At 34.5% G+C, this 17261-nt stretch carries 15 protein-coding genes; 10 read left to right on the forward strand and 5 right to left on the reverse strand.

Translation table 11 applies throughout. The annotated features are described in order from the left end of the window. Positions 1 to 113 precede the first annotated feature (113 nt). Complete coding sequence (locus HMPREF2586_RS12465; protein WP_070658272.1) at positions 114 to 1715, forward strand: MutS-related protein; 1602 nt, start codon at positions 114 to 116, stop codon at positions 1713 to 1715. 102 nt (positions 1716 to 1817) lie between these two features. On the opposite strand, the gene HMPREF2586_RS12470 is transcribed toward HMPREF2586_RS12465, so the two are convergent. The 5 genes from HMPREF2586_RS12470 to tsaE form a co-directional block, all read right to left on the reverse strand. Next, positions 1818 to 2240, reverse strand: coding sequence for a VOC family protein (locus tag HMPREF2586_RS12470; protein ID WP_064209770.1), 423 nt, complete (start codon positions 2238 to 2240; stop codon positions 1818 to 1820). A gap of 328 nt (positions 2241 to 2568) precedes the next feature. Continuing rightward, complete coding sequence (tsaD, locus tag HMPREF2586_RS12475; protein WP_070812752.1) at positions 2569 to 3597, reverse strand: tRNA (adenosine(37)-N6)-threonylcarbamoyltransferase complex transferase subunit TsaD; 1029 nt, start codon at positions 3595 to 3597, stop codon at positions 2569 to 2571. Next, positions 3590 to 4054, reverse strand: coding sequence for a ribosomal protein S18-alanine N-acetyltransferase (rimI, locus tag HMPREF2586_RS12480; protein WP_070658268.1), 465 nt, complete (start codon positions 4052 to 4054; stop codon positions 3590 to 3592). The genes tsaD and rimI overlap by 8 nt, the downstream gene beginning before the upstream one ends. Beyond that, on the reverse strand, positions 4027 to 4689 hold the full coding sequence (gene tsaB, locus HMPREF2586_RS12485; protein WP_046206530.1) for a tRNA (adenosine(37)-N6)-threonylcarbamoyltransferase complex dimerization subunit type 1 TsaB: 663 nt from the start codon (positions 4687 to 4689) through the stop codon (positions 4027 to 4029). The genes rimI and tsaB overlap by 28 nt, the downstream gene beginning before the upstream one ends. After that, a complete protein-coding gene (gene tsaE, locus HMPREF2586_RS12490) occupies positions 4670 to 5131 on the reverse strand; it encodes a tRNA (adenosine(37)-N6)-threonylcarbamoyltransferase complex ATPase subunit type 1 TsaE (protein ID WP_070039252.1) in 462 nt (153 codons plus the stop codon). Before tsaE ends, tsaB begins: the two co-directional genes overlap by 20 nt. A gap of 612 nt (positions 5132 to 5743) precedes the next feature. Here tsaE and ilvD point away from each other — a divergent pair. The 9 genes from ilvD to ilvA all read left to right on the forward strand — a co-directional run bounded on the left by ilvD (position 5744) and on the right by ilvA (position 16712). Beyond that, a complete protein-coding gene (gene ilvD, locus HMPREF2586_RS12495) occupies positions 5744 to 7432 on the forward strand; it encodes a dihydroxy-acid dehydratase (protein ID WP_064210000.1) in 1689 nt (562 codons plus the stop codon). A 12-nt stretch (positions 7433 to 7444) separates the two neighbouring features. Then, positions 7445 to 9235 carry a biosynthetic-type acetolactate synthase large subunit gene (gene ilvB, locus HMPREF2586_RS12500; protein ID WP_070039243.1) on the forward strand — a complete coding sequence of 597 codons (1791 nt, stop codon included), beginning with the start codon at positions 7445 to 7447 and terminating at the stop codon, positions 9233 to 9235. Then, positions 9232 to 9705: an acetolactate synthase small subunit gene (gene ilvN, locus HMPREF2586_RS12505; RefSeq protein WP_046206534.1), complete on the forward strand. Its 474-nt coding sequence runs from the start codon at positions 9232 to 9234 to the stop codon at positions 9703 to 9705. Before ilvB ends, ilvN begins: the two co-directional genes overlap by 4 nt. Positions 9706 to 9749: 44 nt before the next feature. After that, complete coding sequence (gene ilvC / locus HMPREF2586_RS12510) at positions 9750 to 10754, forward strand: ketol-acid reductoisomerase (protein WP_046206535.1); 1005 nt, start codon at positions 9750 to 9752, stop codon at positions 10752 to 10754. 124 nt (positions 10755 to 10878) lie between these two features. Next, positions 10879 to 12414 carry a 2-isopropylmalate synthase gene (locus tag HMPREF2586_RS12515; RefSeq protein ID WP_070812753.1) on the forward strand — a complete coding sequence of 512 codons (1536 nt, stop codon included), beginning with the start codon at positions 10879 to 10881 and terminating at the stop codon, positions 12412 to 12414. Further along, complete coding sequence (leuB, locus tag HMPREF2586_RS12520) at positions 12411 to 13451, forward strand: 3-isopropylmalate dehydrogenase (RefSeq protein WP_070658265.1); 1041 nt, start codon at positions 12411 to 12413, stop codon at positions 13449 to 13451. Before HMPREF2586_RS12515 ends, leuB begins: the two co-directional genes overlap by 4 nt. A 17-nt stretch (positions 13452 to 13468) precedes the next feature. Beyond that, a complete protein-coding gene (gene leuC / locus HMPREF2586_RS12525; RefSeq protein ID WP_070039235.1) occupies positions 13469 to 14839 on the forward strand; it encodes a 3-isopropylmalate dehydratase large subunit in 1371 nt (456 codons plus the stop codon). Between the two features lies 1 nt (position 14840). Next, on the forward strand, positions 14841 to 15416 hold the full coding sequence (leuD, locus tag HMPREF2586_RS12530) for a 3-isopropylmalate dehydratase small subunit (protein WP_070658263.1): 576 nt from the start codon (positions 14841 to 14843) through the stop codon (positions 15414 to 15416). A 27-nt stretch (positions 15417 to 15443) separates the two neighbouring features. Further along, a complete protein-coding gene (gene ilvA / locus HMPREF2586_RS12535) occupies positions 15444 to 16712 on the forward strand; it encodes a threonine ammonia-lyase IlvA (protein WP_046206540.1) in 1269 nt (422 codons plus the stop codon). The last annotated feature ends 549 nt before the right edge of the window (positions 16713 to 17261 follow it).

Here is a 17261-nt window from a genome sequence, read left to right on the forward strand (position 1 = left end):
AAGTACGCACGTTCTCTATTGACATCTATAAATATTTAACTTAAATAGCGATTTGTATATCAATTTATTTCATGACATAATAAAGCATATTAATCTAGTATGAGGTGAAACTTATGTATCCTATTCTTTGGTTCCTAATCGTTTTAATAATTGGAACAACTCTTTTATTTATTATCACATCAATCATTGCCAATAAAAGATTAAAACATGATATCAAACCTTTATGGTCCTTAAGAAAACCTTTAGAATCTTTTGTACGACCAAATCACAGGTATAGTTATCAATTCGATACATATAAACACCAGTTTGATGAAACAAATCTGATAGATGATAAAACTTACGCAGACTTGAATTTAAAAGCCCTTTTCGACAGCATGAACTTTAATTTTACTGCTATTGGTGAGATGCGTTTATATGCAACTTTAAGGAAAATGTTTACCATTCATAATCAGATGTTAATTCAAAAATTTAAAAATGACGAACTTTTTCGACTAAAGATATCGACCCACCTTGCTAAAATCGGTAAAGCGATTTATCCAACGTTCCCTGATCAACTAACAACAGTGAAACGCAATCATCTGTATATGTTGACTACATATTTACCGTTAATCTTTTTACTGTTTGCATTTTTAAAACCTGAAATCGGTATTCTTTTAACTATACTTGTTGCTATATTTAATATGATTTTAAGTGGCGTACTCAAAAGGACATTTGATCAAGACTTAAATTCATTATTTTATACATCAAATGTTATTAAAAAGGCTTATGCAATTCACAAAATAGATGGTGCGCCTACCATTGATGTTGACTTTAGTCATTTTAAAGTTGCTCGTAGGCTAAGTGGTCTATTGGGAAGAGTTAATACAGCAGAAGATTCTATGGTATTTGCATTCTTATTAAAAGCCATATTTATGTTGGACTACCATATCTTCCATCTAATACAACATAGTTTTAAAAAATATGAAGCTGAAGTTATGGCGTGTTATGAATATATAGGAAGTATAGACAATCACTATGCAATAGCATTGTGGAGAGAAACATTAACACAATATGCATTGCCTCAAGCAAGTAATGATGATTCAGTAGAATTTGAAGCACTTACACATCCACTGCTTGTCGATGCTATTTCTAATGATTTAGTAATTAATAGTCATATATTATTAACTGGTTCGAACGCGTCAGGCAAGTCAACATTTATGAAAGCAATCGCCTTAAATCTTTTACTAGCTCAAACGATAAATACAGTTACAGCAAAGTACTTTAAATATAAACCTGGCTTAATTTTTACATCCATGGTGAACCAAGATGATATCTTGTCTGGCGATAGTTATTTTATGACAGAAATCAAATCTATTAAACGATTGTTTGATTTAAAAACAGAGGATAAAATTTATTGCTTCATTGATGAAATATTTAAAGGGACTAATACAACAGAACGAATTGCCGCTTCTGAATCCGTGTTAAATTATTTAGGCAATAGCCAAAATTACGAAATCATAGCTGCGACCCATGATATTGAATTAGCTACATTATTAGAATATCAGTACAAAAACTTTCACTTTAACGAAACCATTTATGAAAATGAGATTGCTTTTGATTTTAAAATTAAACCTGGCAAAGCAGATACAAGAAATGCAATTGAATTATTAAGAATCTTAAAATTTCCTAATCAAGTATATACACGTGCTAAAACATCCTCCAATCAATTCCTTTAAGACTTAGACCAAATCATTTAACTACAAATGCGCTAATAAATACAGAAAAGGAACAATGAAGTTTATATTCGCTTCATTGTTCCTTTATTTGTTTTAACTATTTTATTCAGCATTAATCATCCAAGTAATACCGAAAGGATCATTAAACATGCCATATAATTCTGACCACTCCGTTTTACCTAACGGCATTGCCTCTTCACAACCAGCTGCTATTGCATTGTTAAAGAAATCGATGGCTAGTTGTTTATCCGCTTCATTACTGTGATCAAATGTAAATGTTACAATTGCACCACTATTATCGATTTTTTTATTTTTCCATGTGTCACTACAATAAAATGTTTCACCTAAAACTTTAAATGAAGCATTCATTGTAAAGTTTTTGTCTACTTGGAATTCTTCTGGCATATCTTTAAACATTTCATGGTCACCACCAATACGTTGAATATCTGTGGCACCTAAATTTTTTTCATAAAAGTCTAATGCTGCTAAACTATTTTCAAAATTAAAATACTGAACTGATTTCATTGATAAGCCGCCTCCTGATAATGTAATTCTAAATTTACATTATTCTATATAGTATGACTATACATTAAAATATATACCCCTTTTTTAATATTTAAACATTTGAACTTAATAATATTTATAATGTACATATTTTTTTATTTAACGAAATACATAGCATTAAACTTTTAAAAAAGAAGTAGAAACATCAAACATTGATTTAATATTCCTACTTCCTAATTTCATATATAATTAATCTAAGCTGTATCCATTTTTATAGAGATAATATCATATTAAGTTAATATTACACTAAATGAAGTGATTACATTTTTAAATGTTCATCCTATCAAGTTTAATTGTTTATTGAAAATTGCTCTATATCCATATCATTAAATCCATTTAATGACATGTCACCAACAAATCCAGCTTGATATAAATAATGTGCTGCAGCACCAATCATAGCAGCATTATCTGTACAAAGTTTTGGGCTCGGTATTCGCAAATTAATCTCATGTTGCTTACAGGATTTATCAAGCGCTGCTCTTAAACCTTTATTACTGGCGACACCACCCGCAATAATTAACTGTTTCACATCATATGCCTCACAAGCTGACACTGCTTTGCCAACTAAAACTTCGACAACACTATTTTGAAAACTCGTTGCTACACCTTCAGGTTTTATTTCAGCTCCTTTTTGTCGTAAATTATGCAATTTATTTATGACTGCACTTTTTAATCCACTAAAACTAAAATCGTAACTATTAGCCTCTAACCAAACTCTCGGGAAATTATAGCTATCTTGACCTTTTGCAGCTAATCGATCAACTTGTGGCCCACCTGGATAGCCTAAACCAATCGTTCTCGCCACTTTATCATAGGCTTCGCCAACAGCATCATCTCTAGTTTCTCCTATGACTTCAAAATTCAAATGATCTTTCATGTATACTAGTTCAGTATGCCCACCTGACACGATTAATGCTATTAAAGGAAATTGTAATGGTTGTTCTAAATGATTCGCATAAATATGTCCTGCAATATGATGTACAGGTATCAATGGTTTATCGTAAGCAAAAGCTAACGCCTTAGCTGCATTAATGCCTACTAACAATGCACCTATGAGTCCAGGACCCTGAGTTACCGCTACTGCATCTATATCTTCCATGGATACATTTGCTTCATATAATGCTTGATCAATTGTCGTTGTAATACCTTCCACGTGGTGCCGGCTAGCGACCTCAGGTACCACACCTCCAAATCGCTTATGACTTTCAATTTGACTCAATACAATATTACTTAAAATTTCTGTGCCTTGCTTAATAATGCTTACACTTGTTTCGTCACAACTTGACTCAACTGCTAAAATCAATGTTTGATTACTCATTTAAATTCACCCACATCACTATTGCATCCTCACCTTCACCATAATAGTTCTTACGTTTGCCTCCAAATTGGAATCCTAAATTTGTATACACATGTTGTGCCACCACATTATCTATCCGAACCTCTAAACTCATAATTTCACATTTGGTTTGTACATAATTCATCGCATATTTTAATAATAATTGTCCTAATCCATAGCCTCTATATAATTCATCTATCGCAACTGTTGTAATCTGCGCTTGGTCTATCACTATCCAAATACCAATATAACCAATAATCACACCATTAAACTCAATTATAAAATAATGTGCAAACTCATTCTGTTCTATTTCATGATAAAAAGCATCGATTGTCCAACTACTGTCGTTAAAACTATTTCTTTCAATATCAAATACTTGAGGTACATCCTTCAAAGTCATCAAGCGTATATTTAGTTCTTTTTCTGTTGGTTTAACCAATTTCTTTCGGCCTCTGACAATTTAATATAATTGGGTTTAAATTGATGTATATCTTCAGTAGTTTCAACTAAATGCTTCATATATTTTGCTTTTGGTATATTAGGTATGCAATCACTATCTAATAAATCTTTTACTTTTTCAGTGTCTATGCCAACAAATACATATGGTTTTCCCATTCTATGTAATAAGTTGAGAAGTTCTTGTATTGGTAAATATTGATCTTCTTCTACTTGGAGCAATTGGTTTCCATTATATCGATAAACTCCAGTGTATACTGCTTCTCTACGTGCATCAAATATCGGCACCAAAAGTCGTTCATCGTCTTGAACAGTTGCAGCTAACGCTTTTAGCGAAGAAACACCATATAGTTCAGCATTCAATGCATAGGCCAAAGTTTTAGCAACCGTTACGCCAATTCTAAGTCCAGTATAAGAGCCAGGTCCTTGCGCGACAATAATCGCATTTATTTCTTCTTTTGCAATTCCACTCTCATGAAACAACTGTTGAATCGCCGGCATTAACTGAGTAGAATGATTTTGCTTCACGTTAGTATTGATTTCACCTAGTACTACATTATTTTGCATAACTGCAACAGACAACGGTTGATTAGATGTATCAATCAACAGATAAATCATGTTCAACGGCCTCCTTTAACGTTTTGTAATGTTGACCTACTGCTTTCATTTCTATATTTCTTGTCGTTTCATTTATGGTTTTAATATCTATAGTTAGGTGATTATTTGGTAAAAATGATTCGATAAATTCACTCCACTCAATCAATGTGACAGCTTGATCTTCAAAATATTCATCAAATCCCAAATCTTCTTCACTATCTTCTAATCTATAGCAATCCATATGATGTAACTTAAATGCGTTTCCTTGATAAGATTTAATGATGTTAAACGTTGGAGAATTTATATTGCGTTTTACGCCCATAGCTTTACCAATAAATTGCGTTAATGTTGTCTTACCAGCACCTAAATCACCATTTAATAAAATAATATCCCCTGCAGATAAATGTTTCGCTAACAATTTTGCAAAATGTTCCATACTTTCTAAATCATTTATTTTAATCATATGTCTCTCCTTTTTAACGACACTTCCAAATCAATTGGATTAGTGTCGCATATGCTTGTGCATCGCTCAAGTATTTCTATTTACTTCCAAATCAATAATGATGGATAAAAAAAGTTTTAAATTCACTAACATTAAAAGTGACTACTTTCTTATTGATTTTTATCAGCACAAAATGATCATCTATTACTTTAATACTTTATTATCATTAAATTAACTACTATAGTTTAACAAATTTTTTCTTATTTTACTTCAAACTAAAACAAGTTCCAACATTTTGAAATTATTTGAATTGATAGAAAATTTAAAAAAATCATTGACAGCACAAGTTCAATATAGTAAATTTAATTTATCGAATTTTTAGACAATTCAATTTAACACATTAACAGATAAACCATTCTAACGGAAAGGAGCATAATAAGATGACCAAATATACAATGCAATACCAACCAACAACTTCAAATATTTTAGTCATTTTATTATGCTATTAGGACTGGAACTTTAGTAAAGAATCTACTAAATGTTTAAGTCCTATTTCTAGTTGAATGGGACTTGAAAGCGTCCCAATTATTTATTGGGACGCTTTTTTATTTTCAAATTTATGGGGGAATTAATATGAGAAGCGATATGATCAAAAAAGGAGATCATCAAGCTCCAGCAAGAAGCCTTTTGCATGCAACAGGTGCTTTAGAAAAACCAACAGATATGAATAAGCCTTTCGTAGCTATATGTAATTCATATATCGACATTGTACCAGGACACGTTCACCTAAGAGAATTAGCTGACATTGCTAAAGAAGCAATTCGAGAAGCAGGTGCCATCCCCTTTGAATTTGACACAATCGGTGTAGATGATGGTATTGCAATGGGACATATTGGAATGAGATATTCACTGCCATCTAGAGAAATTATTGCCGATGCTGCAGAAACAGTTATCAATGCACACTGGTTTGATGGTGTCTTTTACATACCGAACTGTGACAAGATTACACCTGGCATGTTACTAGCAGCTGTAAGAACCAATGTTCCAGCTATTTTCTGTTCAGGTGGACCTATGAAAGCAGGTTTATCATCACAAGGTAAAGCATTAACACTTTCTTCAATGTTTGAAGCAGTTGGAGCATTTAAAGATGGTTCAATTTCAAAAGATGAGTTTTTAGATATGGAACAAAATGCTTGCCCTACTTGTGGTTCATGTTCTGGTATGTTTACAGCAAATTCAATGAATTGTTTAATGGAGGTCTTAGGCTTAGCTCTCCCATATAACGGTACAGCCCTAGCAGTAAGTGACCAACGTAGAGAAATGATTAGAGAAGCAGCATTTAAACTTGTTGATAATATCAAAAATGACATTAAACCAAGAGATATTGTTACTAAAGAAGCAATTGATGACGCATTTGCTTTAGACATGGCTATGGGGGGATCTACCAATACAGTACTACACACATTAGCGATTGCAAATGAAGCTGGCATTGATTATGACTTATCAAGAATAAATGAAATTGCGAAAAAAACGCCTTATTTGTCAAAAATAGCACCAAGTTCTTCCTATTCTATGCATGATGTACATGAAGCTGGTGGCGTTCCAGCTATCATTAACGAATTATTTAAAAAAGAAGGTACACTTCATCCAGACAGAATTACAGCCACAGGTAAAACACTTCGTGAAAATAACGAACACAAAGAGATATTAAATAGTGATGTAATCAGACACCTTGATAATCCATACGATAAACAAGGTGGCCTTTCAATCCTTTATGGTAATTTAGCTCCTAAAGGTGCGGTCATCAAAGTCGGTGGTGTTGATCCTTCAATTAAAGTCTTTAAAGGAAAAGCAATTTGTTTTGATTCACATGATGAAGCAGTTGAAGCAATTGACAATCACGTAGTTCGTGAAGGTCATGTGGTTGTAATTAGGTATGAAGGCCCTAAAGGTGGACCAGGAATGCCGGAAATGTTGGCCCCTACATCATCTATTGTAGGAAGAGGGTTAGGTAAAGACGTTGCATTAATCACTGATGGTAGATTTTCCGGAGCAACACGAGGTATTGCTGTTGGTCATATTTCACCAGAAGCTGCGGCGGGTGGACCTATCGCTTTAATTGAAAACAACGACGATATCACAATTGATTTAACAAACAGAACATTAAATGTAGAAGTTACAGACGAAGTATTAGAATCTAGAAAGCAAAACTTGAAACCATTTAAAGCAAAAGTGAAAACAGGTTATCTTGCACGCTATACAGCATTAGTAACGAGTGCTAATACTGGTGGTATTATGCAAGTACCTGAAGATCTCATTTAAGGAGTGAGTATGATGTCTAAACAAACTGAAATACTTGAATATGAAAAATCAGAAAATTTAGATTATTTTGAAACAGCAGAAGCAATTGAGCCCGAAGTTGAATTAGAAAAAGAAACAATTGATGAAATGAAATCTGGTTCAGAATTATTAGTAGATTCACTTGTAAATGAAGACGTAGATTTTATATTTGGTTACCCTGGTGGTGCTGTACTTCCACTATATGACACATTTTATGATGGGAAAATTAAACACATTCTAGCGAGACATGAACAAGGTGCTTCACACGCTGCTGAGGGTTATGCGCGTGTTTCTGGAAAAACTGGTGTCGTTGTCGTTACAAGTGGTCCTGGAGCAACAAATGCAATCACTGGTATTGCTGATGCTTATAGTGATTCACTACCGCTTGTCGTTATCACAGGTCAAGTTGCAACAGCTGGTATAGGGAAAGATGCTTTCCAAGAAGCAGACTTGCTTTCAATGACTACACCGATAACTAAACATAATTATCAGATTAAAAATGTAAATGAAATACCTAAAATAATCCATGAGGCATTTCACGTGGCAAACTCAGGAAGAAAAGGACCAGTCGTTATTGACTTCCCAAAGGATATGGGAATCTTATCTACTAACGCAGAAGTTTCAAACGAATTGAACCTACCTGGTTATTCAGTTCCTAATCAACCAGACAAAACAGAAATTCAAAAATTACGTGATTATTTAAAATCTTCTAAAAAACCTGTGGTTTTATCAGGAGCTGGTGTAAATCACGCTAAGGCTAATGAAGTTTTCACTGAATTTGTTACACGACATCAATTGCCTGTAGTTAGTACTTTATTAGGGTTAGGTGCCATACCATATGAAAATCCCCTATTTTTAGGTATGGGGGGAATGCACGGATCATACGCAAGCAATATGGCATTAACAGATTGTGATTTGCTTATAAACTTTGGCAGTCGTTTTGATGACAGACTTGCAAGTAAACCAGATGAATTTGCACCTAATGCAAAAATTGTTCATATCGACATTGATCCATCAGAAATAAATAAAATAATCAAAGTTGATTTAGGTATTGTTGCAGATTGTAAAGCAACTTTAGAAGCATTACTTGAATTCGACAGCTATTCAATCAACCATGATGACTGGTTAGAAACATGCTTTAACAATAAAGCAGAGCAACCTTTTGCATACAAAGAAGATCCAGATGGTACATTTTCAAAACCACAGCGTACTATTGAATATATAGGAGAAATTACTAAAGGTGACGCAGTTGTTACAACTGATGTCGGTCAACATCAAATGTGGGTTGCCCAATATTATCCATTTAAAAATCACGGTCAATTAGTTACGAGTGGTGGCTTAGGAACAATGGGCTTTGGCATACCTGCAGCAATAGGTGCAAAATTAGCTGAACCTGATAAAACAGTCGTAGCTTTTGTTGGCGACGGTGGTTTCCAAATGACCAATCAAGAGTTAGCAATACTAGAAGAATACGATTTAGACATAAAAGTTGTAATTATAAATAACGGCACGTTAGGTATGGTTAAACAATGGCAAGATAAATTCTTTAACAAACGTTTCTCTCATTCCGTATTTAATGGACAACCTGATTTCTTAAAATTGGGAGAAGCATACAATGTGAAAGGTTTCCTTATCGATGATCCAACACATTTAGAAGAACAACTAGACGCTGCTTTTGAACACAAAGGGCCTGCTCTCATTGATGTTCGTATCTCACCTATCGAACCTGTTAATCCAATGGTGCCTAGCGGTAAAGCTAATTATGAGATGGAGGGATTATTATGAGACGCACATTTAGAACAAAAGTTTTAGATAAAGCTGGTACTTTAAATAGATTAACGAGTATCTTTGTTCGCAGGCAATTTAACATTGTCACGTTATCAGTTACTCCAACGAGAGAAGATGGCGTTTCTAATATCACATTTGTAGCGGAAGTCCCAGATTCAGATGTTTTAAGAAACTTAATTAGCCAATTGGAAAAACAAATAAATATTATTGATGTAGAAGACATCACTGATACAAACACTTACAACAGAGAATTAGTGCTTGTGAAATTAGAAACACCAAGTAACCATCAAGATTTACAAAAAGTAATTAAACCTTATGATGCGCTAGTCTCTATTTTAAAAAATGAGGATCCTTACACCTATCTTCAAGCCTCAGGTCCACAATATACAATGGATAATTTATTAGATGATCTATCATCATATAACATTGAACAAGTTTCAAGAACTGGTTCAGCCGGTTTAGTTTAAAACACAATTCATCAAACTATATTTAAAACATGGAGGATTTTATTATGACAACAGTTTATTATGACCAATCAGTAACGAAAGATGCATTACAAGGTAAAAAAGTAGCCATCATCGGCTATGGTTCACAAGGACATGCACATGCGCAAAACCTAAAAGATAACGGCTATGACGTGATTATTGGCATCAGACCAGGTCGTTCATTTGACAAAGCAAAAGATGATGGTTTCGAAGTATATCCTGTAAATGAGGCAGCAAAACAGGCTGATGTCATCATGGTATTATTACCAGATGAAATTCAAGGACAAGTATATAATGAAGAAATTGAACCTAATTTAGAGCCAAATAATGCACTTGTTTTCGCACATGGCTTTAATATTCACTTTAATGTTATTCAACCACCTGAAACAGTAGATGTATTTTTAGTAGCACCAAAAGGGCCTGGACATTTAGTTAGACGTACTTTCACAGAAGGTAGCGCCGTACCCGCCCTATTTGCAGTTGAACAAGATGCAAGTGGTGAAGCAACTGATTTAGCACTAAGTTACGCAAAAGGTATTGGTGCAACTCGTGCTGGGGTTTTAGAAACATCATTTAAAGAAGAAACCGAGACAGATTTATTCGGTGAACAAGCAGTACTTTGTGGTGGTACAACAAAACTAATTCAATCTGGTTTTGAAACATTAGTTGAAGCTGGTTATCAACCAGAAATTGCTTACTTTGAAGTTTTACATGAAATGAAATTAATTGTTGATTTAATGTATGAAGGTGGCATGGAAAACATGCGCTATTCAATCTCAAATACAGCTGAATTTGGAGACTATGTATCAGGACCACGCGTAATCACTCCAGATGTTAAAGATAATATGAAAGCAGTACTTAACGATATTCAACAAGGAAACTTCAGCGATCGTTTCATCAAAGATAACGAAAATAATTTTGAAGAATTCCATAAACTACGTGAAGAACAACATGGACATCAAATTGAAGCGGTTGGTAGAGACCTACGTGAGATGATGCCATTTATTAAATCCAAGAGTATTGAAAAATAATTAGTTTTATGGTGATGCCTGAAGAATCAAGAGAAGTCCCCTACTTTAATTTTTAGGACAATTTTAGATTCTTCGGCTCATTCATCATATTGAACTAAAATCTATTTATTAGGAGATGTTTAAAATGACTAGCCATATTCAAATTTTTGATACGACACTAAGAGACGGAGAACAAACGCCAGGCGTAAACTTTTCCTTCGATGAACGCTTAAAAATTGCTAAACAACTTGAAAAATGGGGTGTTGATATCATCGAAGCTGGTTTCCCTGCTTCAAGTTCAGGTAGTTTTAAATCCGTAGAAGCGATTTCTAAAACATTAACAACCACTGCTGTTTGTGGCTTAGCACGTTGTGTCAAAAAAGATATTGATGCAGTGTATCAATCAACAAAAGAGGCAGTAAAACCTAGAATACATGTGTTCTTAGCAACTAGCCCTATTCACCGTGACTCAAAACTCATGATGTCCAAAGAAGAAGTGTTAGCATCAATCAAAGAGCATGTTGCTTATGCTACAGAATATTTTGACGTCGTTCAATTTTCACCAGAAGATGCTACAAGAACGGAACTACCTTTCTTAATCGAATGTGTTCAAACTGCAGTTGATGCGGGAGCAAGTGTCATCAATATACCTGATACAGTTGGATTCAGCTACCCTACAGAATATGGCAAAATTTTTAAAACACTCCAAGAAAGCATTAAAACGAATCATGAAGTTATTTATAGTGCACACTGTCACGATGACTTAGGCTTAGCTGTTGCAAATAGTATGTCTGCAATTGAAAATGGTGCAAAACGCATTGAAGGTACTTTAAATGGTATTGGTGAACGTGCAGGTAACACAGCCCTTGAGGAAGTTGCACTTGGCCTATACGTTCGACAAGATCATTATGGTAATCAAACACAAATAAATCTCGAAGAAACTAAAAATACATCTGATTTAATAGCACGATATGCAGGAATTCGAGTCCCAAGAAATAAAGCTATTGTTGGACAAAACGCTTTTAGTCACGAATCAGGTATTCATCAAGATGGTGTTCTTAAAAATCCTGAAACTTATGAAATTATGACACCACAATTAGTAGGCGTCAAAACAACTGAATTACCGCTCGGTAAATTATCTGGTAAACACGCTTTTTCAGAAAAATTAGTTGCATTGGGGTATGATGTGGATGCTGAAGAACAAAAAGAACTATTTAAGCAATTTAAAACAATTGCTGATAAGAAAAAGTCTGTTACTGACAGGGATATACACGCTTTAATTCAAGGAACTGAACATGAACAAAATGCCATCTATAAAGTTGAAGCTCTGCAACTACAATTCGTCTCAAATGGACTACAAAGTGCTGTCGTAGTAATTCAAGATAAAGATGGAAATACGTATCAATATTCAAGTATTGGTACTGGATCAATTGTTTCTGTATATAATGCAGTAGATCGAATTTTCAATCGCAAAACTGAACTTATAGACTATCGTATTGAATCTGTAACTGAAGGTACTGATGCACAAGCAGAAGTACATGTCCAAATTAAAATTGGAGATCAAATCGTTACTGGTGTAGGTATTGATCATGACATCTTATTAGCATCATGTAAATCATATGTTGAAGCACATGCTAAATACGTTTCTAATTCAGAAGTGAAAGAAGGTATTCACTCATGAGTTATAAGATTGTAGCACTTCCCGGGGATGGGATTGGACCGGAAATTTTAAATGGTTCACTAGAAATTCTTTCACAACTGAGTAATATCTATAATTTCAACTATGAAATAGAAACGCATGATTTCGGCGGTATTGCTATAGATAATCATGGTACGCCACTACCTGATACGACGCTAAGTGCTTGTAAACAAGCAGACGCAATTCTATTGGGTGCTGTCGGTGGCCCAAGATGGACAGACCCTAATAATAGACCTGAACAAGGTCTGCTTGGTATTCGAAAAGCTTTAGGTCTATTTGCTAATATTCGCCCCACTACAGTAACGAGTGGTACCAGTCACTTATCACCTATTAAAAAAGAGCGTGTAGCTGGTACAGATTTTATTTTAGTAAGAGAGTTAACAGGTGGTATTTACTTTGGTGAACCAAAACATTGGAATGAGGATAAAGCTTTAGATTCCTTAACTTATACACGTACAGAAATAGAACGAATTGCAAGAGTTGCTTTTGATTTAGCTCAAAATCGTCGCAAAAAATTAACTTCTGTAGATAAGGAAAATGTACTTTCTTCCAGTAAATTATGGAGAAATGTAATAAATGATGTATCTAAAGACTATCCAGATGTTGAAGTTAATCATTTACTTGTAGATGCTTGTGCAATGCACATCATTACAAATCCTTCTCAATTTGACGTCATTGTAACAGAAAATTTATTTGGAGATATATTAAGTGATGAGGCATCTGTAATTCCTGGCTCGCTTGGTCTTTCACCATCAGCTAGTTTTAGTGAAAAAGGACCAAGACTTTATGAACCCATTCATGGTTCTGCACCTGATATTGCAAATAAAGATATAGCAAATCCATTCGGTATGCTTTTATCAGTGGTTATGTGTTTAAGAGAAAGTCTTAATGCACCAGAGGCTGCTCATAGATTAGAATCAGTTATTTATCAACTTATCGAAGATGAAAAAACAACTCAAGATCTCAATGGTAAGTATAAAACAACTGATATTTTTAAATTTATTAAACAAAATCTTTAAAAAGGAGGAGATGTCATATGGGTAAAACACTATTTGACAAAGTTTGGAATAAGCATGTCTTAACCGGTAAAGAAGGTGACCCACAATTATTATATATAGACCTACATCTTATACACGAAGTCACATCTCCTCAAGCTTTTGAAGGACTTAGACTACAAAATAGAAAGCTGCGCAGACCTGATTTAACCTATGCGACGCTGGACCATAACGTTCCAACAGTTGATATTTTTAATATTAAAGATGAAATTGCTAATAAACAAATAACAACGCTTCAAAAAAATGCCAAAGAATTTGATGTGCATATTTTTGATATGGGTTCTGACGAACAAGGTATCGTGCATATGGTTGGTCCTGAAACTGGACTGACACAACCTGGAAAAACAATCGTATGCGGAGACTCTCATACAGCTACACATGGTGCTTTTGGTGCTATTGCATTTGGTATTGGAACTAGTGAAGTCGAACATGTTTTTGCAACACAAACACTATGGCAAACAAAGCCAAAAAATTTAAAAATTGATGTTACTGGTAAACTACCTACAGGCGTATATGCAAAAGATATTATTTTACATCTTATTAACCAATATGGTGTTGACTTTGGTACTGGATATGCACTTGAGTTTTCAGGTGAAACTATTCGTAGTCTATCAATGGAAGCAAGAATGACGATTTGTAATATGGCGATCGAAGCTGGTGCAAAGTATGGGATGATGGCGCCTGATGAAACTACATTTGAATATGTAAAAGGAAGACCTTATGCAACAAACTTTGCATATGATGTAGATGAATGGCGTGAACTTTACACTGATGATGATGCAAATTTTGATAAAATCATACGACTTGATGTTTCTGATTTAGAACCACAAGTTACTTGGGGTACTAGCCCTGAAATGGGTGTTAGCTTTAATACACCATTTCCTGAAATTAATGATGTTAATGATGAACGGGCTTATAACTATATGGGACTAAAACCTGGCCAAAAAGCAGAAGATATTGATTTAGGTTATGTATTTTTAGGTTCTTGTACGAATGCTCGACTATCTGATCTAATAGAAGCAAGCCATATTGTAAAAGGAAATCAAGTGCATCCTAATATTACAGCAATTGTCGTTCCTGGTTCTAGAACAGTAAAGATAGAAGCAGAAAAATTAGGTCTTGATAAAGTGTTTAAAAATGCTGGATTTGAATGGAGAGAACCTGGTTGTTCAATGTGTCTTGGTATGAACCCTGACCAAGTACCTGCTGGTGTGCATTGTGCATCAACAAGTAATCGTAACTTTGAAGGACGCCAAGGCAAAGGGGCTCGAACACACTTAGTCTCCCCTGCTATGGCAGCTGCTGCAGCCATTAACGGGAAGTTTGTAGACGTAAGAAAGGTGGTTGTATAATATGGAAATCCAACCTATCACAACCTATACTGGTAAAGTTGTTCCATTATTTCATGATAATATTGATACTGACCAAATCATACCAAAAGTACATTTAAAACGAATTTCTAAATCTGGTTTTGGACCTTTTGCTTTTGATGAATGGCGCTACTTAGAGGATGGATCCGACAATCCAGATTTCAATCCAAATAAGCCAGAATACCAAGATGCCACGATTTTAGTAACTGGGGATAATTTTGGTTGTGGTTCGAGCCGTGAACATGCAGCTTGGGCAATTAAGGATTATGGTTTTGATATTATTATTGCTGGTAGTTATAGTGATATCTTTTATATGAACTGTACTAAAAATGCGATGTTACCTATCGTATTAAATGAAGAAGAACGTCAATACATTGCCAAAGCAGGTAAAGTCACTGTTGATTTACCTAATCAAACTGTGACTGCGAATGATAAAACATTTCACTTTGTTATTGATGAAACGTGGAAAAATAAACTTGTTAATGGACTTGATGATATTGCTGTAACACTACAATTCGAAAATGAAATTCAAGCATATGAATCGTCAAAAGCTTTTTAACGAAACTTAAATAAAGGTGTGAAATTTATGGCTGTCAAAACAACTGTTTCTTCAAAAGATATAGATGAAGCTTTCTTACAATTGAAAGATGTTGTTAAAGAAACTCCTTTGCAAAAGGATCATTACTTATCGCTTAAATACGATTGTGATGTCTATTTAAAAAGAGAAGACTTACAATGGGTTCGATCTTTTAAATTAAGAGGTGCTTATAACGCAATTATAGCGTTAAATGAAAATGATAGACAAAACGGAATTACATGTGCAAGTGCAGGTAATCATGCACAAGGTGTTGCTTACACTGCCAACAAACTTAATTTAAATGCTGTTATATTTATGCCAGTAACTACACCTCTTCAAAAGATAAATCAGGTGAAATTTTTTGGTGGTAGTAACGCTGAAGTTGTGCTTACCGGCGATACATTTGATGATTGTCTAAAAGAGGCACTTACGTATACTCAAGATAATAAAATGAATTTCATCGATCCATTTAATAACATTTATACAATCGCTGGCCAAGGTACGTTAGCTAAAGAAATTTTAAAACAATCTAAAGAGGATAACATTCAATTTGATTATTTATTCGCAGCTATAGGCGGTGGTGGGTTAATTTCAGGGGTAGGCACTTACTTCAAAGAACATTCACCACAAACTTCTATCATTGGCGTAGAACCTGCCGGTGCGAGTAGTATGTATGCCTCTGTTGTACTAGAAAATCAAATAGTAACGTTACCTGAAATTGATAAATTTGTGGATGGTGCATCTGTAGCAAAAGTCGGTGAAATCACATATGATATTGCCAAAAATGTAGTAGATGACTATATTCAAGTACATGAAGGCGCTGTTTGTTCAACGATCTTGGACATGTATTCTAAACAAGCAATTATTGCGGAACCTGCTGGTGCTTTAAGTGTTTCAGCATTAGAACAATATCGTTCAGAAATTAAAGGTAAGACAGTTGTTTGTGTTGTAAGTGGCGGCAACAATGATATCAACCGTATGAAAGAAATCGAAGAACGTTCTTTATTATTTGAAGAAATGAAACATTACTTCATTCTCAACTTCCCACAAAGACCTGGCGCATTAAGAGAATTTGTAAATGACGTACTTGGACCAAAGGATGATATTACTAAATTTGAGTACCTTAAGAAAAGTTCTCAAAATACAGGAACTGTCATCATCGGCATACAATTAAATAACCATCAAGATTTAGATAACTTAAAGTCGAATGTCAATGAATTCGATCCTTCCAATATCTATATTAACGAAAACAAAATGCTTTATTCACTATTAATTTAAAAGTCTAGCTTATGCTAGACTTTTACTTTATATAAAGTACCACTTGCAGTTCTTCGAACTGGGAAGTTAAGCTCCTTTTACGTAAAAAAAGAGACCCCTCGGTCTCGGCTCATCGCATCCTATTTACTTGCCTGTAAAGTCACACTTCTTAATTTTAATTTTTACGTTTCACACTTATATATCTTATAAATTTATATGTTATTGGAATAGTGTGACTTATACATGAGCTTTAGCTCATGTATTCCTCTTTACCTACTCTTGCGGAACGTAAGTCAGCTACCTTCGGCGCTAAGGACCTTTTCTGACTTTAGGCAAGCGCTCGCATCTTTCCTCAGTTTCACGCTTTCCTCACTCACTTACCGCTTGTAAGCTCGCTTCGTCTTTCGTTTACTTCGTCAGCTTCAAACGCTTTCTTTTGTCAGTTTACAGTTCTTCGAACTGGGAAGTTAAGCTCCTTTTACGTAAAAAAAGACCCTTTCGGGTCTTGATTGCCTGGCAACGTCCTACTCTTGCGAAACGTAAGTCCGACTACCATCGGCGCTAAGGAGC

Source organism: Staphylococcus sp. HMSC034G07, assembly GCF_001835975.1.
GTDB lineage: Bacteria > Bacillota > Bacilli > Staphylococcales > Staphylococcaceae > Staphylococcus > Staphylococcus ureilyticus.

Coding starts and splice junctions, on each gene's coding strand:
- HMPREF2586_RS12465 (WP_070658272.1), top strand. CDS start 114: ATGTATCCTATTCTTTGGTTCCTAATCGTTTTAATAATTGGAACAACT.
- HMPREF2586_RS12470 (WP_064209770.1), bottom strand. CDS start 2,240: ATGAAATCAGTTCAGTATTTTAATTTTGAAAATAGTTTAGCAGCATTA.
- tsaD (WP_070812752.1), bottom strand. CDS start 3,597: ATGAGTAATCAAACATTGATTTTAGCAGTTGAGTCAAGTTGTGACGAA.
- tsaB (WP_046206530.1), bottom strand. CDS start 4,689: ATGATTTATCTGTTGATTGATACATCTAATCAACCGTTGTCTGTTGCA.
- tsaE (WP_070039252.1), bottom strand. CDS start 5,131: ATGATTAAAATAAATGATTTAGAAAGTATGGAACATTTTGCAAAATTG.
- ilvD (WP_064210000.1), top strand. CDS start 5,744: ATGAGAAGCGATATGATCAAAAAAGGAGATCATCAAGCTCCAGCAAGA.
- ilvB (WP_070039243.1), top strand. CDS start 7,445: ATGTCTAAACAAACTGAAATACTTGAATATGAAAAATCAGAAAATTTA.
- ilvN (WP_046206534.1), top strand. CDS start 9,232: ATGAGACGCACATTTAGAACAAAAGTTTTAGATAAAGCTGGTACTTTA.
- ilvC (WP_046206535.1), top strand. CDS start 9,750: ATGACAACAGTTTATTATGACCAATCAGTAACGAAAGATGCATTACAA.
- HMPREF2586_RS12515 (WP_070812753.1), top strand. CDS start 10,879: ATGACTAGCCATATTCAAATTTTTGATACGACACTAAGAGACGGAGAA.
- leuB (WP_070658265.1), top strand. CDS start 12,411: ATGAGTTATAAGATTGTAGCACTTCCCGGGGATGGGATTGGACCGGAA.
- leuC (WP_070039235.1), top strand. CDS start 13,469: ATGGGTAAAACACTATTTGACAAAGTTTGGAATAAGCATGTCTTAACC.
- leuD (WP_070658263.1), top strand. CDS start 14,841: ATGGAAATCCAACCTATCACAACCTATACTGGTAAAGTTGTTCCATTA.
- ilvA (WP_046206540.1), top strand. CDS start 15,444: ATGGCTGTCAAAACAACTGTTTCTTCAAAAGATATAGATGAAGCTTTC.